This window comes from Pseudarthrobacter sp. RHLT3-21, from assembly GCF_059383495.1.
In genome coordinates this window covers 97526-114422 of record NZ_JBWZCI010000004.1, presented here as the reverse complement: position 1 = coordinate 114422, position 16897 = coordinate 97526, and the positions used below count along the sequence as shown (strand labels likewise).

At 62.6% G+C, this 16897-nt stretch carries 22 protein-coding genes; 9 read left to right on the top strand and 13 right to left on the bottom strand.

The features are described from left to right. Window positions 1-34 precede the first annotated feature (34 nt). The 8 genes from AC50YA_RS06240 (at window position 35) to AC50YA_RS06205 (ending at window position 5415) form a co-directional block, all read left to right on the top strand. Entirely contained in the window at window positions 35-997 is a 963-nt protein-coding gene (locus AC50YA_RS06240) for a P1 family peptidase (RefSeq protein ID WP_494981468.1), read from the top strand. A gap of 179 nt (window positions 998-1176) precedes the next feature. Beyond that, window positions 1177-1398, top strand: a complete 222-nt coding sequence (gene infA, locus AC50YA_RS06235) for a translation initiation factor IF-1 (protein WP_009358723.1) — start codon at window positions 1177-1179, stop codon at window positions 1396-1398. 69 nt (window positions 1399-1467) lie between these two features. After that, a complete protein-coding gene (gene rpmJ / locus AC50YA_RS06230; protein ID WP_009358722.1) occupies window positions 1468-1581 on the top strand; it encodes a 50S ribosomal protein L36 in 114 nt (37 codons plus the stop codon). A gap of 176 nt (window positions 1582-1757) precedes the next feature. After that, window positions 1758-2132 carry a 30S ribosomal protein S13 gene (gene rpsM / locus AC50YA_RS06225; RefSeq protein ID WP_028275004.1) on the top strand — a complete coding sequence of 125 codons (375 nt, stop codon included), beginning with the start codon at window positions 1758-1760 and terminating at the stop codon, window positions 2130-2132. Between the two features lie 51 nt (window positions 2133-2183). Beyond that, window positions 2184-2585, top strand: coding sequence for a 30S ribosomal protein S11 (rpsK, locus tag AC50YA_RS06220; RefSeq protein ID WP_018769149.1), 402 nt, complete (start codon window positions 2184-2186; stop codon window positions 2583-2585). Window positions 2586-2717: 132 nt separating this feature from the next. Next, window positions 2718-3728 carry a DNA-directed RNA polymerase subunit alpha gene (locus tag AC50YA_RS06215; protein ID WP_056344331.1) on the top strand — a complete coding sequence of 337 codons (1011 nt, stop codon included), beginning with the start codon at window positions 2718-2720 and terminating at the stop codon, window positions 3726-3728. A 77-nt stretch (window positions 3729-3805) separates the two neighbouring features. Beyond that, a complete protein-coding gene (gene rplQ / locus AC50YA_RS06210) occupies window positions 3806-4489 on the top strand; it encodes a 50S ribosomal protein L17, sunset domain variant (protein WP_494981467.1) in 684 nt (227 codons plus the stop codon). Between the two features lie 32 nt (window positions 4490-4521). Continuing rightward, complete coding sequence (locus AC50YA_RS06205) at window positions 4522-5415, top strand: tRNA pseudouridine synthase A (RefSeq protein ID WP_494981466.1); 894 nt, start codon at window positions 4522-4524, stop codon at window positions 5413-5415. A gap of 129 nt (window positions 5416-5544) precedes the next feature. Here the strand turns inward: AC50YA_RS06205 and AC50YA_RS06200 are convergent, their stop codons facing one another. Next, window positions 5545-5709, bottom strand: coding sequence for a hypothetical protein (locus AC50YA_RS06200; RefSeq protein WP_494981465.1), 165 nt, complete (start codon window positions 5707-5709; stop codon window positions 5545-5547). A 475-nt stretch (window positions 5710-6184) separates the two neighbouring features. Here AC50YA_RS06200 and AC50YA_RS06195 point away from each other — a divergent pair, with 475 nt between their 5' ends. Continuing rightward, complete coding sequence (locus AC50YA_RS06195; protein WP_494981464.1) at window positions 6185-6988, top strand: response regulator transcription factor; 804 nt, start codon at window positions 6185-6187, stop codon at window positions 6986-6988. On the opposite strand, the gene AC50YA_RS06190 is transcribed toward AC50YA_RS06195, so the two are convergent. From AC50YA_RS06190 to AC50YA_RS06135, 12 genes are all read right to left on the bottom strand, one after another. Continuing rightward, complete coding sequence (locus AC50YA_RS06190) at window positions 6985-7449, bottom strand: Hpt domain-containing protein (protein ID WP_494981463.1); 465 nt, start codon at window positions 7447-7449, stop codon at window positions 6985-6987. The genes AC50YA_RS06195 and AC50YA_RS06190 overlap by 4 nt on opposite strands. Window positions 7450-7541: 92 nt before the next feature. After that, the gene (locus tag AC50YA_RS06185; protein WP_494981462.1) at window positions 7542-8426 is read right to left on the bottom strand and encodes a type II secretion system F family protein; all 885 of its coding nucleotides are present in this window, start codon (window positions 8424-8426) and stop codon (window positions 7542-7544) included. A 7-nt stretch (window positions 8427-8433) separates the two neighbouring features. Next, window positions 8434-9366 (bottom strand): type II secretion system F family protein, encoded by a 933-nt coding sequence (locus AC50YA_RS06180; protein WP_494981461.1) that lies wholly within the window; start codon window positions 9364-9366, stop codon window positions 8434-8436. A gap of 6 nt (window positions 9367-9372) precedes the next feature. Further along, a complete protein-coding gene (locus tag AC50YA_RS06175) occupies window positions 9373-10908 on the bottom strand; it encodes a TadA family conjugal transfer-associated ATPase (protein ID WP_494981460.1) in 1536 nt (511 codons plus the stop codon). Next, the gene (locus AC50YA_RS06170) at window positions 10909-12105 is read right to left on the bottom strand and encodes a CpaE/TadZ family protein (protein WP_494981459.1); all 1197 of its coding nucleotides are present in this window, start codon (window positions 12103-12105) and stop codon (window positions 10909-10911) included. It abuts the gene before it with no gap. Continuing rightward, complete coding sequence (gene cpaB, locus AC50YA_RS06165; RefSeq protein WP_494981458.1) at window positions 12102-12881, bottom strand: Flp pilus assembly protein CpaB; 780 nt, start codon at window positions 12879-12881, stop codon at window positions 12102-12104. Before cpaB ends, AC50YA_RS06170 begins: the two co-directional genes overlap by 4 nt. 27 nt (window positions 12882-12908) lie before the next feature. Next, on the bottom strand, window positions 12909-13880 hold the full coding sequence (locus AC50YA_RS06160; protein ID WP_494981457.1) for a pilus assembly protein TadG-related protein: 972 nt from the start codon (window positions 13878-13880) through the stop codon (window positions 12909-12911). After that, a complete protein-coding gene (locus AC50YA_RS06155; RefSeq protein ID WP_494981456.1) occupies window positions 13868-14257 on the bottom strand; it encodes a TadE/TadG family type IV pilus assembly protein in 390 nt (129 codons plus the stop codon). Before AC50YA_RS06155 ends, AC50YA_RS06160 begins: the two co-directional genes overlap by 13 nt. An 89-nt stretch (window positions 14258-14346) precedes the next feature. Next, complete coding sequence (locus AC50YA_RS06150; protein WP_494981455.1) at window positions 14347-14559, bottom strand: Flp family type IVb pilin; 213 nt, start codon at window positions 14557-14559, stop codon at window positions 14347-14349. A gap of 274 nt (window positions 14560-14833) precedes the next feature. Then, window positions 14834-15049, bottom strand: coding sequence for a Flp family type IVb pilin (locus AC50YA_RS06145; RefSeq protein WP_494981454.1), 216 nt, complete (start codon window positions 15047-15049; stop codon window positions 14834-14836). Between the two features lie 8 nt (window positions 15050-15057). After that, window positions 15058-15933 carry a type II secretion system F family protein gene (locus AC50YA_RS06140; protein ID WP_494981453.1) on the bottom strand — a complete coding sequence of 292 codons (876 nt, stop codon included), beginning with the start codon at window positions 15931-15933 and terminating at the stop codon, window positions 15058-15060. An 11-nt stretch (window positions 15934-15944) separates the two neighbouring features. Then, window positions 15945-16895 carry a type II secretion system F family protein gene (locus tag AC50YA_RS06135; protein WP_494981452.1) on the bottom strand — a complete coding sequence of 317 codons (951 nt, stop codon included), beginning with the start codon at window positions 16893-16895 and terminating at the stop codon, window positions 15945-15947. Window positions 16896-16897: the final 2 nt, after the last annotated feature.

The window sequence follows — 16897 nt, the reverse complement described above, 5'->3', positions numbered from 1 at the left end:
TGTCCGGTAATGAGGCGCAAGGCAGAATGGTGGCATGGGAGCAATCACGGATGTGCCTGGGATCAGGGTCGGCCACGCGCAGAGGACCGACGACGGCTGGCTGGCTGGCGTCACCGTGGTGCTGCCGCCGCCTGGCACCGTCGGGTCGGTGGACGTCCGGGGCGGGGGCCCGGGTACGCACGAGACTGATGCCTTGGACCCCACCACGCTGGTGTCCACGGTGGACGCCGTTGTCCTCACCGGCGGCAGCGCGTACGGTCTCGTCTCGGCCCACGGCGCGCAGTTATGGTGCGAGGAGAACGGCCGGGGCTTCGCTGTCACCGGGGGAGTGGTGCCGATCGTCCCCGCTGCCGCCATCTTCGACCTGGGCCGGGGAGGCGACTTCTCAGCGCGCCCGACGGCGGACATGGGCTACTCGGCGACCGTTGCCGCCGCTGCCGAAAAGGACGGGCACGACGTCGGACGCGGCAGTGTGGGCGCCGGCACCGGAGCGATGATCGGACGCGGACAGTTCAAAGGTGGCGTGGGTACGGCATCGGTCACGCTTGAGAACGGCGTGGTTGTGGGGGCATTGGCCGTGGTGAACGCACTTGGCTTCCCGATCGTCGACGGGCGGCAGGAGCCGCAACCCTCCGCGCGCTCGGTCGTTCCTCCCTTAGACGCGCGCTTCCGGGTTCCGGAACCTGCCGACCGAGATGGCGGCCCACCGGCCCTTAACACGACGCTGGTTGTTGTGGCTACGAACGCAGTCTTGGACCCCGCCGAGTGCTATCGGACTGCTTCTGCGGCGCATGCTGGATTAGCTCGCGCGCTGAACCCTTCGCACACCCTGGCCGACGGGGATACTGTGTTCTGCCTCGCCACGGGTGAGATGGCGCTGGACCGGAGTACTGAAACTGCCCGGCAGGTGAGCCTCATTACCCTGCAGAGTGCGGCAGCCGACGTCGTACGCTTGGCGATCCTCGACGGGATCGCGGCAAGCTCAATCACCCGGTAGGGTGTGTACTTTCATATTTAGTTTGGACTTTCTACACACTTACAGTAAAGTGGTTTGTTGGTTGTCTGCCCAGCTGTGCCCTGTTTGGGGCCGGAGGCGATAACCGATCCAACAAAAACGTTCGTGGTCATGTCCGGTGCAATCCGGCAGGGCTGCGGCAACAACAGTTAGCGGAGGGTATGGCCAAGAAGGACGGGGTCATTGAGATCGAAGGCGTTGTGACTGAGGCGCTGCCTAACGCGATGTTTCGCGTTGAGCTGACCAACAAGCACATCGTACTCGCGCACATCTCAGGCAAGATGCGCCAGCACTACATCAGGATTCTCCCTGAGGACCGGGTAGTGGTGGAACTGAGCCCTTATGACCTCACTCGGGGTCGTATCGTCTACCGCTACAAGTAAATTCTGGGCGGCCTCAGCATGAGCTGACGGCTGCTCCAGTTGACCAACTGCCACACGCAAAGGAATGCCATGAAGGTCAAGCCGAGCGTCAAGCAGATCTGCGAAAAGTGCAAAGTGATCCGCCGTAATGGCCGGGTCATGGTGATCTGCGAGAACCCGCGCCACAAGCAGCGCCAGGGCTAATTTCCCTCCTGAGGGAAATCCTGGGTTGCTAACCCACGCAAGTAAATAAAAGGCAGCACAAGCTGAACTGGGACGTATGAGCCCGGACAGCTAACCCCCGGTCGGAGGCTGGGGCCGCACAGAACGTGCGGGTGTACTGCCTACGACCTCCGGTTTATTCAAGGAGCACTGCCTCTATGGCTCGTCTCGCTGGCGTAGACATTCCCCGCGAAAAGCGGTTGGAAATTGCGCTTACTTACATCTACGGCGTGGGCAAGACCCGTGCACACGAAACCCTGGCTGCCACTGGCATCAGCGCTGACGTCCGCGTTAAGGACCTCACCGATGCCCAGCTGGTAGAACTTCGTGACTACATTGAAGGCAACTACAAGGTTGAGGGTGACCTTCGCCGCGAAGTAGCAGCTGATATCCGCCGCAAGGTTGAAATCGGCAGCTACGAAGGTATTCGCCACCGCAAGGGCCTGCCAGTGCGCGGACAGCGTACGAAGACGAACGCACGTACCCGTAAGGGTCCGAAGCGCACCGTTGCAGGCAAGAAGAAGGCTCGTTAAATCCCTCGGGATTGACTCGTCTTCCCCCAATAACTTTCTGTAGGAGAAAAAATGCCCCCGAAGACTCGTGGCGCGGTTCGCAAGCCGCGTAAGAAGGACAAAAAGAATATCGCGCTGGGCCAGGCGCACATCAAGAGCACTTTTAACAACACCATCGTGTCCATCACGGACCCGAACGGCGCTGTTATCTCTTGGGCTTCCTCAGGTGAGGTTGGCTTCAAGGGCTCACGCAAGTCCACCCCGTTCGCAGCCCAGATGGCTGCCGAAGCTGCTGCCAAGCGTGCGCAGGAGCACGGCATGCGCAAGGTTGACGTTTTCGTCAAGGGACCGGGATCCGGACGCGAGACCGCAATCCGCTCGCTGCAGGCCGCTGGCCTGGAGGTTGGCTCCATCCAGGACGTCACCCCCGCAGCGCACAACGGCTGCCGTCCGCCGAAGCGCCGCCGCGTCTAAGGCTTTTCCAGCAGCTTGAGCTTGCCCGGACCGTCAATGGTCCGGGCAAGCCCCGCCGCGTTAAGTCTTCAGACCGAATTTCCACCACCTGTGTTGCGTCATATAGCGGATGCTCGCCGAAAGGAAACCTAAGTGCTCATTGCACAGCGCCCCACCCTCTCCGAAGAGGTAGTCTCCGATAACCGCTCGCGTTTCATCATTGAACCGCTGGAACCGGGCTTCGGTTACACCCTCGGAAACTCCCTCCGCCGTACCCTGCTCTCCTCCATCCCCGGTGCCGCTGTAACCAGCATCCGGATCGATGGCGTGCTGCACGAGTTCACCACGGTTCCGGGTGTCAAGGAAGATGTCACTGAGATCATCCTGAACATCAAGAGCCTGTCGGTTTCCTCCGAGCACGACGAGCCGGTTGTGGCTTACCTGCGCAAGCAGGGCCCCGGAGTCGTCACCGCCGCGGACATTGCTCCGCCGGCCGGCGTCGAATTCCACAACCCGGATCTGCACATTGCCACGCTGAACTCGAAGGGCAAGTTCGAACTCGAACTGACCATCGAGCGCGGCCGCGGCTACGTTTCGGCAGCTCAGAACAAGTCCGGCGACTCCGAGATCGGCCGTATCCCGGTCGACTCGATCTACTCGCCGGTCCTGAAGGTTACCTTCCGCGTGGAAGCAACCCGTGTTGAGCAGCGCACCGACTTCGACAAGCTCATTGTCGACGTCGAGACCAAGCAGGCCATCGCCCCGCGCGATGCTGTTGCTTCCGCAGGTACCACCCTGGTGGAACTCTTCGGTCTGGCCCGCGAGCTGAACACCGCAGCTGAAGGTATCGAGATTGGCCCGTCGCCGACGGATGCTGCCCTGGCAGCAGACATGGCACTGCCGATCGAGGATCTGGACCTCACCGTCCGTTCCTACAACTGCCTCAAGCGTGAGGGCATCCACACCGTGGGTGAACTCGTTGCACGCTCCGAGGCTGACCTCATGGACATCCGTAACTTCGGTGCGAAGTCCATTGACGAGGTCAAGGCAAAGCTGGTTGAACTGGGCCTGTCCCTCAAGGACTCGCCTCCCGGTTTTGACCTCGCAGCACGCGCCGCAGCAATTGAAGAGGACGACGCCGCCTTCGGCGACGACGAACTCTAACAAACAGATCTTGGCCGGCTGGCTGGATGCACCACGGTGTGCGCAGCCCACTGGCTTCCATATGAGGAGAAACTATTATGCCTACCCCCGCTAAGGGTCCGCGCCTCGGAGGCGGAGCGGCTCACGAGCGTCTTATGCTCGCGAACCTGTCCGCCGCACTGTTCGAGCACAAGCGGATCACCACCACGGTGACCAAGGCCAAGCGACTGAAGCCGTACGCCGAGCGTCTGGTGACTTTCGCCAAGCGTGGCGACCTGGCTTCCCGCCGCCGTGTACTCGGCCTGATCAGCAACAAGGGCATCGTCCACGAGCTGTTCACCGACATTGCACAGGCAGTGGAGAACCGCGACGGCGGCTACACCCGCATCACCAAGATCGGCAACCGTAAGGGCGACAACGCTCCCATGGCTGTCATCGAACTGGTTCTCGAGCCGGTTTCCGCCAAGCAGGCCGTTGTGACCGAGGCTACCCAGGCTGCCGCCAAGGCTGCTCCGGTTGCTGAGCCTGTCGAAACTGAAGCTGCTGAGACCGAAGCTGCCGAAGCCAAGTACGCCGGCTCCAAGCCTGCTACGGCTGACAACGTCGCCCCTGAGGGCTTCGAGGTCAAGGGCAACGAGGACTCCATGAAGTACCACGTTCCCGGCTCACGCTGGTACGACGCCACGGTTGCTGAAATTTGGTTCGACTCTGCCGAGTCCGCCGCAGCCGCAGGCTTCGTGCCTGCCGGTGGCGAAGCTGCTCAGGCCGTCGAAGCTGAGTAATCAGGCTCTGACGCTCAAGTAGACTTATGTCTATGAACGACCAAAAACCCGCTGCCCCCGTTTTGGGGGGCAGCGGGTTTTTGCGTGTCCGGTTTGATTTATCGTACGACGGCGGTCCCTTCAACGGGTGGGCAGTGCAGCCCGGATTGCGGACCGTCCAAGGGATCCTGGAAGAGGCGCTGGCGTTGTTGATCCGCCGGCCCATCCGGGTCACCGTGGCGGGACGTACCGACGCCGGCGTGCACGCCCGCGGCCAGGTGGTCCACCTGGACCTGACCGAGGCCGAGTGGCTGAAGCTACCGCGCGGGCACGAACTGGATCCCGCCGTGGCGTTCCTACGGCGGATTCGTGGCGCCCTCAGCCGGGGGCTGGGGGACCTGAGCGGGGCTATCGAAGTCCACCTGGTGTCCTTGGCACCCATGGGGTTCGATGCCAGGTTCTCTGCACTCTGGCGGCGCTACAGCTACCGCATCGCGGACGGTCCTGCCCTGTGGGATCCACTCGAACGGTACTTCACGCTCTGGCACCAGAGCCCGCTGGACGTGGACCTGTTGAACGCGGGTGCCATGCAGCTGCTGGGGCTGCAGAACTTCCTGTCCTACTGCAAGCCGCGGGAGGGTGCCACCACCGTCCGTGAGCTGCAGCGCTTCGAGTTCCACCGCAGTGAAGACGGCGTCATCGTGGCCACAGTCCAGGCCGACGCGTTCTGCCACAACATGGTGCGGTCCCTGGTTGGCTCGGCCCTGTTCGTGGGCGAGGGCATCGAGGAGCCCGGCTGGCTGCATGAGCGGCTGCTGGCCAAGAAGCGTGACGCCAAGTCCGTCCTGGCCGCCCCGCACCCGCTGGTCCTTGAGGAAGTGGCCTACCCGTCCGACGACGAGATGCTGGCGCGTGCTGAGCTGACGAGGGCTGTCCGCAAGCACTGAGCCGGTCCGGTGGTTGAGCCTGTCGAAACCGAGTCCGGTGGTTGAGCCTGTCAGTAACCGAGCCGGTGGTTGAGCCTGTCGAAACCGGGCCTGTCGAAACCGGGCTCGGTGGTTGAGCCCGTCGAAACCCTACGGAATCGCTCGCCTGCCAGGTGCGGCAGAAAGTCCAGGCAAGTCGCTGCATCGGCCGCTTATGAGGGCTTCCCGCTTGGCGCGGCTCCAACCTTGAACCTGCCTTTCCCGGGTAAACGCCTGGTCGACACGGCTGAACTCTTCAATCCAAACGAGCTCCACCGGCCTACGGCGGCGTGTGTAGGCGGCCCCTTCACCCGATTGACGTTTGCGCGAAGCGCATTTCCATATTCACAGTGCTGCCCACGTAGTAGGAGCCGTCTGAGCATCGGAGCATATAGGCAAATGGCATGTGACGATTCTTCACCGAATTCCGAGCGTTCAAGAGTGCGAGAACGCGTATGTGGAAAACGGGCGTGGGGTTACTGACAAGCTCGACCACCGGGCCGGGGTTTCGACGGGCTCAATCACTGGGGTTTCGACAGGCTCAACCACCGGGGCGGGTTTCGAAGGGCAGCGCCAGCAACGCTCTGAATCCTAATGTGTATGCCCTGTCATGGTAATTGACTTTCCAAAACTAAACGCGGGAAGGCGTGTCATCCGCCGTTCATACTTGTACCGTATAGAGAGTTGGAGTGGATGAGGGGATTAGCGCTGGGCTGATGGGGACCTTTTCCACCTGGCAACAGGGATACACATGGAAGATCTTGGGGTAGCAGTAGTCATTGAAGACGACGCCGACGTACGGAATCTCCTGGAGGGGATCCTGCGTCAGGCCGGATTTGAGGTCCATACTGCCGCCGAGGGGCGGGCGGGCGTTGAGGTGGTACGGGATAACAAGGCCCAGGTGGTCACGCTGGACATCGGCCTTCCGGACATTGACGGTTTCGAGGTCCTGCGGCGGATCCGGAATTTCAGCGATGCCTATGTAGTCATGCTGACAGGCCGGACCGAGGAACCCGATTTGCTCTCGGCCCTGAACGCCGGCGCGGACGACTACATCGCCAAACCCTTCCGGCCGCGTGAACTCCGGGCCAGGGTGGCGGCCATGATGCGCAGGCCGCGCCATGAGATCACCACTCCACCCGAAGCTGCTTCATGGGCTTCACCTCCGGCTGCGCCGGTAACGTTCGCCCACACGGGCGTTCTCCAGCACAACGGGCTCATTCTGAACTACCGGACCCGCACGGTGGTGATTGGTGAGGCCAACCTCGGGCTCACACGCAGCGAGTTCGACCTCCTGCACACTTTGCTCCGCGGCGAGGGCGCAGTGTGCACGCGGTTGGATCTGGTGCGCGCGGTCCGGGGTGACCTTTATGAGGCCGATGCCTACATCAGTGAGGCTGACGAACGGGCCGTGGAAGTCCACGTGGGGAACCTTCGCCGCAAGCTGCGGGAGGATCCACAGTCACCGCGCTGGCTCCAGACCGTGCGGGGAGTGGGCTACCGGCTCGCACCGAACAGGACCGACCTGCAGGGCTGGCCGGGGGCGGATCACTAGTCGTTTTTGAGGATGTAGTTCGCCTGGAGCTCTGAGACTGTACGCACGCCGTGCTCGGCCACGGTTGCCAGCAGTGCCTGGCCTTGGACGAAGTCGCTGCGGCGGATGGCATCCTCCAGCGCTTGGGCCAGAACGGACAACCGGATCCCGCCCACCATGGCTGAAGCGATCCGCAGGCTGATGACGGCGTCCAATGCAACGGGGCGGTCCTCGGTGTGGACCGCTGCGGCCAGCCGGCTGAAGCGCTGGTCCCACAAAGACGCGTAATCGCGGGCGAATCCAAGGGCAAGTTCGGGGCCGTCCAGCTCTTCTTCCAGCTCCGCCAGGATGTCCGGTTCGACCCATCGCACGGGCTCCTCGCCCATTTTCGGCAGGCCAGTGCCCACGCCCGCAGCAGCCCCCGCAGCCGACGGCTCGGCAGGGACACCCCCGCTGCCGGAGGTGAGACGTGGACTATCCATGCTTCAAGGCTACTTCCTGTAGTTACTTGGGAGTCCGTTTTAGGTCGAACCTGTGGAAACCTTGAGTCATCCTTGCGCGAGATTTTCCGGGGCTATTGCCCGCTGAATGTGACAACTGTGTTGATAACCGCTGGCCCCAGAATGGCGATGAAGAGCACGGGAAAGATAAAGAACAGCAGCGGAAAAAGGATCATCACGGGAAGTTTCATGGCCTTTTCCTCGGCACGCTGGCGGCGTTTGACGCGCATGACTTTCGCCTGGATCCGCAGCACCCGGCTGATGGCGATGCCGTAGGTGTCGGCCTGGACCACGGCCTGGACGAAGCTTCGCAGTTCCGGGATGCTGGTCCGCTCGGCCAGTGCCTGGTAAGATTCACGCCGGCTACGGCCCACCTGCATGTCCTGCAGGGTGCGGACCAGTTCGTCGGCAAGTGGTCCTTTGCCGTTTTCGCCTGCGCGGGCCATGGCCCCTTCGAAGCCGAGCCCCGCCTCTACCGAGATCAGCATCTGGTCCAGGGTGTTGGCCAGTTCCAGCTGCATGGCCTTCTGGCGCTCCAGGCCCTTGCTGTACAGCATCAGGTCCGGGATGAAATAGCCCAGAAAGAGGAGGAAAAAGCCCGCGAGCTTCAGCATGGGCTGAGGGCTGCTCATGCTGATCAGGACAAACAGCGAGGTTCCTACCAGGCCCAGCGCCGGCTTGGCCATGAGGATTCGGCTCAACGGCCAGCCGCTTGGCCGTCCGGCGAGCGCCAGCAGCCTGTCCAGTTTGCGGACGTAGGCCGGTGGCGTCAGGCGGTAGCCGATGCCGGCCAGCAAGCCTGCGGATTTCTTCTCAGGCGCCTCGGCAGACCGTCGGCCCCGGTTCAGGATGGCCACCGTGGCAGTCCGTGCCTTCCGGTCCACGGAGAGGACAGCCCACGCCAGGTAGCCGATGGGCAGGGAGACCAGCAGCAGCGAGGAAATTACGAGAGGGCTCATCGCAGCCTCAGAACTTCAGGTCGATGATTTTGCGCATCCACAGGCTGCCGATGGTCATGAGGATGACCGAAGCCCCGATCATGCCCCACCCCAGCGGGTGGGTGAACATCGAGTTCATGTAGCCCGGGTTGACTGTCATCAGCATCAGCACGATGCCGATCGGCATGGCGATGAGGATGTAGGCGGAGAATTTGCCCTCCGCGGCAAGGGACTTGATGTGCCCCTTGATCTCGCTGCGCTCGCGGATCGTTTCGTTGACCTGGTCCAGGACTTCCGCCAGGTTTCCGCCTACTTCGCGGTTGATCTGGATGGCCTGGGCGATCCAGACGAAGTCCTCGTTGTGCATCCGCTCTGACGTGTCAGTCAGGGAATCCAGCAGGTCGCGGCCCAGGCTGGTCTCGGTGATGACGCGGCGCATCTCTTCGGAGGTGGGGCTCTGCGACTCGGCGGCGGCTGCGTCGATGGCACGCAGAATGCTGTGCCCGGCCCGCAACCCGCCGGACAGGAGCTGCAGCGTGTCACCCAGCTGCTGATCGAATTTGGCCCGCCGTTTGCCCGCAAGGATTCCCAGCAGGACGTTACCGACGACGGGCGCCAGGATGACCAACAGAACCGAGACAAAAGATACGCCGATCACCAGCCCCACCAGGGCCCCCACGATGGCGCCGGCAATCACCAGCACCATGAATTCAGCCTGGCTGAGGCGGACGCCGGCATTCTCCAGAGCGTCGCGGTTATAGAGCCGGACGTTCCTGGTTGCCAGGAACCTGTCCAGGGCTCCCACGGTGGCGCCGGCCAGCCGGGTAAGGCCCGACGGCGGCTCTGCCTCATACGGGCGGCGCCGGTCCAGCGCTATGTCGGGGATTCGCGGCAGCACCAGCGCCACGCCCACCAGGATAGGGGCAAAGAGGAGGAGTGCGGCTCCCAGAATAATCAGCATCGCGGCCTAACCCTTACCATCGGCCGCTGTGGCGGCGCCCGTCGGAGTGGCGAAGACTGCAGGCGAAACGTGGATCCCCAGGTCCTCGAAGCGGTCGATGAACCGTGGCCGGATTCCTGTGGCCACGGGCTTGCCGAGGAAGCGCCCGTGGGCGTCCACTCCGGCCGAGTAGTCGAAGACAAAGGCATCCTGGAGAGTCACAATGTCGCCTTCCATGCCCTGGACCTCGGTCACATGGGTGATGCGGCGGGACCCGTCGCGCAGGCGCGAGATCTGCACAATGAGGTTCACGGCCGAGGCAATCTGTTCACGGATGGCCCGCAACGGCAGATCCATGCCGGCCATCAGCACCAGCGTTTCCAAGCGGGCGACGGCGTCGCGCGGCGAGTTGGAGTGCACGGTGGAAAGGGAGCCGTCGTGGCCGGTGTTCATGGCCTGCAGCATGTCCAGGGATTCACCGCCACGGACCTCGCCCACCACAATGCGGTCAGGGCGCATACGCAGGGAGTTCCGGAGGAGTTCGCGGATGGTCACTTCGCCTTTGCCCTCGGTGTTGGGCGGGCGGCTCTCAAGCCGGACCACATGGTCCTGCTGGATCTGGAGTTCCACGGCATCCTCGATGGTCACGATGCGTTCGTTGGCCGGCAGGAAGGAGGACAGGACATTAAGCAGCGTGGTTTTGCCGGTACCCGTTCCGCCGGACACGATGATGTTGAGCTTGGCTTTGACGCAGGCGTTGAGCAGTTCCGCCATTTCCGGCGTCAGGGTGCCGAAATCGATGAGGTTCCGGACGGTGAGCGGGACCTTGCTGAACTTACGGATGGTCAGCGATGATCCGCCCACGGCCAGGGGAGGGATCACGGCGTTCACGCGAGAACCGTCTTCGAGCCGGGCGTCCACGAGCGGCGAGGACTCATCAATGCGGCGCCCCACCTTGGACACGATGCGTTCGATGACCTTGCGCAGGTGCTCCTCGGAGCTGAACCGGGAATCCGCCAGGGTGAGGTGCCCTTTACGCTCCACGTAGATCTGGTCCATCCGGTTGACCATGATTTCGGTGACCGCGGGATCATCCAGCAACCGCTGAAGCGGACCGTAGCCCAGGACGTCATCGGCCACGTCCTGGACCAGGCGTGTACGTTCCTCGGCGGAGAGCGGCACCTGCTCGGCATCGATGATCCGGGTGAGTTCGTCCTTGGCCGATGACTTCAGTTCGAGTTCCGTGATGGCGGAGTCGCTGAACCGCGCACCCAGGTGCTCAAAAAGGGCCTTTGCGGCCCTTTCCTTGAGGGCGGCAAAGGCGTCCACCGGTTGCTGGGGTTTGACTCTCACCTCCTCCGGATGATCGGCGACGACGACGGCGGCAGGAGGTGCCGCCGTCGTCGTCCGTTGTTCAGGGGTCTGTTCAAACCACTGCACACGCTGGGCGGGTATTTCCGGGCGCGGGAGCTCGAGTGTGGGGGACGATGCCCGCACTGGGGCAGGCTGGTGACCGGCCTGGGTTTTCGCCTGGGCAGCGCTGATGCGCTCTGAAAGTTTCATCTAGACCACTACCCTTCGGTGCAGTTTGCGCTGGGACTTGGCCCGCCACGCCGGGTTGAACCGTTCCACGAGCTGGTTGAGCCCTTTGGTCGCGGGGTCTTTGACCGGTTCCTGGAGGACAGGGATTCCCCGGTTTGTGGACATGGCAACGGCGCGGGACCGCGGGATGCTCACATCAACGGGCGCGCCCATGGTCGACTCGAGGTCCTGGACCGTGAGGCCGTTCTTGGCGTCAGCCATGTTCAGCACCACGTGCCGGGTCTCGGGAAGGATGTCCAGTTGGCGCAGGATATCCAGCCCGGACCGCAGGCCACGAACACTGGGGATGTCCATGCCGCTGACCCAGACCACATCGGTGCATTTTTCCATGGCCGCGAGCCCGATTTCCGGCAGTCCGGGCGCGGTGTCCACCACCACGTATTGGAACTGCTCGGACAGCTGTTCGAGCAGCCGGCTGATCTGGTCGGGTGTGATCTCGTCGGCGTCGATGGGAGTGGGCGGGGCGCAGAGGGCATAGATGCTGCCCGGGTGGACGGTAAGAAAGGCCTTGAGGACCAGGGAGTCCTGGCTGGCGGCGGGGGAGACCGCATCCGTGACAGTGTGCTCGGGGTCAAGGTAGAGCCCCGAGGCGACGTCCCCGAACTGGAGGTCCAGGTCCACGATGACGACGCTCATGGGCGCCACTTTGCCCAGGCCTATGGCGATGTTGGTGGCAATGGTGGTCTTGCCTACGCCTCCTTTGGGCGAGAAGACGCCGATGACCAGGCCCTTGCCGGATTCCGTTGTCTGCGCGGGCGCCAGTGTGCGTTGCCGGCTGGCGAAGGACTGGCTGGCGCGTTCCAGGAGTACGCGGATCTGCGCCGCATCGGAGTCCGGGGGGACGATGTCCCGGATGCCGGCACGCATGGCATGCAGGAGGAAGCTGGGATCGGGTTCGGTGGCCAGAATGACGCTGAGTTCGGGGAAGCTGACGTTCAGCACGGTGGCGAGCCGGAGGGCGTCGTCGACGGGCACTTCCGGTCCGAGGACCAGTACTTCGGGCTGCTCCTGGTTCAGGTGCGCGAACAGTTCATGGGGGTCCGCGGGCAGCAGGCTGGTGAAGAATGTCTGCACGCCGCCCTGGAGTCCGCCGGCAACGGCCTGGCGGAGGCGGGCGTCGAAGTCGACGTCAGGGGTGATGAGGACGAAGCGGCTCATTTGTAGACGTCCGGCCGGATCATGATGCGCGGTCCGCTGTCCTGCGCGTCGAGGGGTTCCCTACTGAGCCAGATGGAGGCGAAGTCGGGGAGCTCAGATGCGAATACGATCTTGCTGGCGTTGATGTCGTTGGCGGCCACTGTGATCATCAGGGATCCGGTGGGGAGGTTAACGTCACGCGGGTCTGGCGCAGTCGCGTCGGTTGCCGACGGCGCGGGCTTTGCGGCTGCTCCTTCCGGGGCGCGCTGGACGGCTGTCACGAGGACCTTGTGGATGGAAAGTTGCGTAGTTTCCTTTTCGGGCTTCGACTCGACGCCGCCCCCTCGCATAGTGATGAAGATGCCCACGTGGTCGCCGGGTACAAGGCGGCCGCCGACGACGCGCTGCGGCTCGAGCTGGAAGGAGACTTCCTGCAGGCCTGCCGGCACCGGCACGGATCCGGAGGACTTCAGTTCCTCGGGGGAGACAAGGCGTTCGGCCAGCAGCTGCTCGCCGGGGACAAGGTCTGCGGAGGTGACCTTGCCGCCCGAGCCGTCCAGGGTGTTCAGGGCGGTCTTCGCGACGGCGGTGCCCGGCAGTTGCTGCAGTGCCACGGCGGCCTTCAAGGCCTCTGCCGAAGAGCCGGCCGGCACGGCTTTGGTGACCACCAGGACGCCTACCGGATCCAGGTTACGGACAGCCCGTTGGTCCGCGCCCTGGGCGTAGGTGACAACGATGACCGCCCCGACGATGGCCAGCAGGACTGCCACCACTCCTGCCAACAAACGTGACTTCACTGAGTGCTCCTGTAGTTTCGGTTCTTGCTAGGGGGTGAGACGGACAACCGTCGTCCCGTAGTCGGGGGTGTTGCCGAGCGCGAAAGCCTCGGAAAGGGAGACGAACCTAACGAAGTAGCCTCGGATGGTTTTGTTCTGGATTGTCCCGCCGGACGTCCAGCTGAAGTTTGCAAAGTGGTATCCGGTGACGTGGAAGGCGGCGAAACCCTTGACGTAGTACTTGCCGGCGGACCCGGTGCCAGTGGCCAGGTCGTAGAGCGGTAAAAGCACCGTCTGATCGTTCATCTGGCTGAAGTCGGCAGCCGTGCACACCGTCGGAGCGCTGGCGCCGGTGTCGCTGTCGAACCAGATTCCTGGATTGTTCGCGAGACCTGCCGTTAACGTCACCGCGCATTTCGTTCTGGAGCCACCTATCCACCCGAATCCGCCGGGAATCCCACCGCATCCATGTACGGCCTGTTCCAGCACCTGTACAGTGCCTGATGTGGAACCTGGCGTGAGGTCCAGCTTGCAGTAGGCAATCGCCAGCGGCAGAATGACTGGTCCCTTGGAGGGCGTACCCCATTGGGCCGAAGAGCTGGCCGTGACTTCCGCGGTGTTCAAACCAAGGACGCGGGCGAAGAAGAGGGAAACCTGGTTTGGGGTGTGGCCGGCTTCCTGGGCCCCGACTGTGACGGACACGGTGCGGTTGGTCTTGTCGAGCAGAGTGGACTTGATGTGGCTGAGGCCGTCCGTGGCGTTGAAGTTGGTGAGGCCTGCTGCCAAGGACGAGGTGGTGGAGCAGTCCACATCGCTGGTGTTGCGGCTGCACTTCTGGGCGATTGCCAAGGCAGCCGCGTCGGCTCCGTTCCGGAGCTGGGTCCGTTCGGAGTAGAGCATGCCGACGTCCACAGCCATGGCTCCGAACCCCAACAGTGCCACGAGCAGTAGGGCGACGATCACGCTCACGGCGCCCCGTTCGCCGTCGTACCCTGACCTGGATCGCGTCAGCCGCCGCATAGCATGGCGCCCTTTCCAGTCATCGCGAATGGGCCGGCTATTCCTGTCATGGTGGACAGGCTGTAGGTGATGGTGATGGTCATACGGTTGCCCGGTGCACAGGTGGCGGTGCCTGTATCGAGGTTCTTGAAGGCGATGTCTGTGTCCGCCAGCCCCGGCTGCAGCGAAACCGCCGTGCTTTTTGCTGCTGTCTTGGCATCTGCTGGGTTTTTGGAGATGGCCATGGCCCGGACCCCTTCACGAGCGGCGGCGGAGAGTGAGGCCTGGGCGTTGTACGCCCGGCTGAACTCCATGATGCCCAGGAGCAGCATGACCAAGAGGGGCGCCACGATCGCAAACTCGACCGCGACGGCTCCACGCTCGGATGCCCTGGACATGGTGGTGCCTTTCGGTCAGTCCGATCTCGTTCGTGAAAGCAGAGTGGCGGCGGCCTAGTTGCCGCCACCACTCTTATGCCTGTGCTGTACTACTTGGAGCAGACGGAGGCTGCGGACATAGTGCCGCCCTTAAGCTGGCAACTTACGGTCTCGAACATGGTGTTCAGCTGACCGCCGAGGGTGGTGACGGCAACGATGATGACGACAGCGATCAGAGCGACCATGATGCCGTATTCGACGGCGGTGGCGCCCTTTTCTTCACTGCGAAGGCGGATCATGAGGTTGGTGTGGAGAGAAAGCATGTGGACTCCTGAGCGAGTTCGGGTGGCTGGTCCTGCACCAGCTCAACCACGAAACTAGCAACACTTGATGCAACGTTGATGAGAACTTGCAGCATCCTGCGCAAAGACTTCTACGGCTATTCGTTTCCTGCGCTTTCCCTGCGCAAATCCTGTGCGGACGCTTCGAAGTGGTCATAGGGCTGAGCACACAAACGGACCCCCTCGGTTCTGGGTTCCGAGGGGGTCCGGTATTTGGGGCGCCGTGGCGCGGTGAGGTGCTGGCAGGGATGTCAGGCTATGGAATTCCGAGAGCGGTCTTGAGGGTGGTGGTCATACCCACGTAGTGGAGGTTGAGAGCCTGGCCGAAGGCCGTCACTCCCAGGACGATTGCCAGAGCCAGGAATGAAAGCAGGATCCCGTACTCCGTGGCGGTGGCTCCGCGTTGGTCGTACCCCAGAGCCCTGAGGGTGCTGGCGAGCCGTGTGAACTGGACGGTGAGCTGACGGAACATAGATCCCCCTAAGAAAAAGCGGCCATGATCTGGAGCATGGCTGGCCCCAGTAAGACGATAAACAACGTGGGCAAGATGAAGAAAATCAGTGGAAACAGCATCTTGACGGGCATCTTCATTGCATGCTCTTCTGCCCGCTGCCGCCGTTTGATGCGCATATCCTTGGCTTGCATCTTGAGCACGCCCGCGATGGCAATGCCATAGGTGTCTGCCTGAACGACGGCCCTGATGAAGCTGCGAACATCCGGAACGTCTACCCTCTCTGACAGCGCCAGATAGGCTTCCTTCCGAGAACGGCCAACCTGGATGTCCTGCAGCGTCCTGATCAGCTCATCGGCAAGCGGTCCTCGGCCGTTTTCACCGGCACGGCCCATTGCGGTCTCGAAACCGAGGCCGGCCTGAACCGAAATCAGCATCTGGTCCAGTGCATTGGGCAGCTCCAACCTGATTTCCTCACGGCGCTTCTGCGCCCGGTTGCGAATGAGGATGTCCGGGACGAAGTAACACAATGCGGCGATACCGATGCACAGCATGAATCGTCCGGCGGAAGGTGCTCCCAGGAACACGAGCAGCCCCAGCATCGCTCCACCGAAGGCGAGCATGGGCTTGACCATGATGACTCGGGCCAGCGGCCATTGCTTAGGCCGCCCAGCTCCTGCCAACTGCTTGTCAAGCCACGCTTCGTAGCTATGGGGGGTCAGACGGCGGGAAAGGGCAGTAATCCGCTCATTGACATTTAAAGATTGGACTGCCTGGTTCGGCCGCCTGCCGAGATTGGCTTGGATATTCCGGAGTCCTGCACGGTCGCCCGTGAATGCAAGCCAGATCATTCCCGAAATCGGAAGAATGATGGCCAGGATTGCTGCGAGTGCGATGGGTTGCATCTCTTCTGCCCCTAGTACTTCGGTTTGATGATTCGGCTGAGCCAGAGCCCACCCACGGACAGGAGGACCACTGCTGCAGCCAGCATGGCAAAGCCGACGACGGTGGTCGTGAAGACCCTTGCGTAGAGGGGGTTGAAGAGCACCAAACCGATGAACATGAAAATCGGAAGCGCCATGAGCACCAAAGCTGACACACGGCCCTCTGCGCTCAAGGCGCGCACCTGGCCACGAACCTGGTTTCTATCCCTGATAGTCTCGCCAACGTGGTCCAGGACTTCCGCAAGGTCTCCACCGACCTCGCGGTGGATCTCAATGGCCTGTGCAATCCAATAGAAGTCCTCGCTGGCACTTCGCCGCGAGACATCGGCCAATGATTCGCCCAGGTCGCGGCCGATTCTGGTCTCGTTGACAACTCGGCTCAGTTCCTCAGCCATCGGTCCCTCGTTCTCCTGGGCAGCAGCATCAATGGCCCTCAGGAGACTATGGCCGGCGCGGAGGCCGCCGGAGAACATCTGGAGGGTATCCGGCACCTGGTCGTCGAACTTCCGGCGACGCCGCGAGATGAGAAAATTCAGGACGAGAAATAGCAGGAACGGGGCGAGGAGCAACGACAGGATGCTGATGCCGAGGCCGCCAAGGAAGAAGCCCAGGACGGCTGCCACCAATGTGACGGCGCCAGCCATCAGCAGGTAGTCGCCAGGCTCTTTGTTGAGGCCTGCTTGTTCCAGTTTTTCCCGGTTGAATACGCCTGTGGGCCGTTTCTTGAGGCGGCGGTTGAGTGCTCCCACGGCCTGGTCAGTCAGGCGCGTCAGACTGGACGTGTAATGCACAGCGTCAGGGCGTCTCCGCGAGAGGGGCACCCCTGCCCGGCCCTTCAGGACCACTCCGAATACCAGGCCGAGGGAGAGGTAAATCAGGAAAAGCCCGCCCATCAATACGCCCAAGGGCAGGTCTGTGGCCATGA

Coding starts and splice junctions, on each gene's coding strand:
- AC50YA_RS06240 (WP_494981468.1), top strand. CDS start 35: ATGGGAGCAATCACGGATGTGCCTGGGATCAGGGTCGGCCACGCGCAG.
- AC50YA_RS06185 (WP_494981462.1), bottom strand. CDS start 8,426: ATGAGCCCTCTCGTAATTTCCTCGCTGCTGCTGGTCTCCCTGCCCATC.
- AC50YA_RS06160 (WP_494981457.1), bottom strand. CDS start 13,880: ATGCGGCGGCTGACGCGATCCAGGTCAGGGTACGACGGCGAACGGGGC.
- AC50YA_RS06150 (WP_494981455.1), bottom strand. CDS start 14,559: ATGCTTTCTCTCCACACCAACCTCATGATCCGCCTTCGCAGTGAAGAA.
- rpsK (WP_018769149.1), top strand. CDS start 2,184: ATGCCCCCGAAGACTCGTGGCGCGGTTCGCAAGCCGCGTAAGAAGGAC.
- AC50YA_RS06140 (WP_494981453.1), bottom strand. CDS start 15,933: ATGCAACCCATCGCACTCGCAGCAATCCTGGCCATCATTCTTCCGATT.
- AC50YA_RS06205 (WP_494981466.1), top strand. CDS start 4,522: ATGAACGACCAAAAACCCGCTGCCCCCGTTTTGGGGGGCAGCGGGTTT.
- AC50YA_RS06145 (WP_494981454.1), bottom strand. CDS start 15,049: ATGTTCCGTCAGCTCACCGTCCAGTTCACACGGCTCGCCAGCACCCTC.
- infA (WP_009358723.1), top strand. CDS start 1,177: ATGGCCAAGAAGGACGGGGTCATTGAGATCGAAGGCGTTGTGACTGAG.
- AC50YA_RS06155 (WP_494981456.1), bottom strand. CDS start 14,257: ATGTCCAGGGCATCCGAGCGTGGAGCCGTCGCGGTCGAGTTTGCGATC.
- rpsM (WP_028275004.1), top strand. CDS start 1,758: ATGGCTCGTCTCGCTGGCGTAGACATTCCCCGCGAAAAGCGGTTGGAA.
- AC50YA_RS06135 (WP_494981452.1), bottom strand. CDS start 16,895: ATGGCCACAGACCTGCCCTTGGGCGTATTGATGGGCGGGCTTTTCCTG.
- AC50YA_RS06170 (WP_494981459.1), bottom strand. CDS start 12,105: ATGAGCCGCTTCGTCCTCATCACCCCTGACGTCGACTTCGACGCCCGC.
- AC50YA_RS06175 (WP_494981460.1), bottom strand. CDS start 10,908: ATGAAACTTTCAGAGCGCATCAGCGCTGCCCAGGCGAAAACCCAGGCC.
- AC50YA_RS06180 (WP_494981461.1), bottom strand. CDS start 9,366: ATGCTGATTATTCTGGGAGCCGCACTCCTCCTCTTTGCCCCTATCCTG.
- AC50YA_RS06190 (WP_494981463.1), bottom strand. CDS start 7,449: ATGGATAGTCCACGTCTCACCTCCGGCAGCGGGGGTGTCCCTGCCGAG.
- AC50YA_RS06195 (WP_494981464.1), top strand. CDS start 6,185: ATGGAAGATCTTGGGGTAGCAGTAGTCATTGAAGACGACGCCGACGTA.
- rplQ (WP_494981467.1), top strand. CDS start 3,806: ATGCCTACCCCCGCTAAGGGTCCGCGCCTCGGAGGCGGAGCGGCTCAC.
- rpmJ (WP_009358722.1), top strand. CDS start 1,468: ATGAAGGTCAAGCCGAGCGTCAAGCAGATCTGCGAAAAGTGCAAAGTG.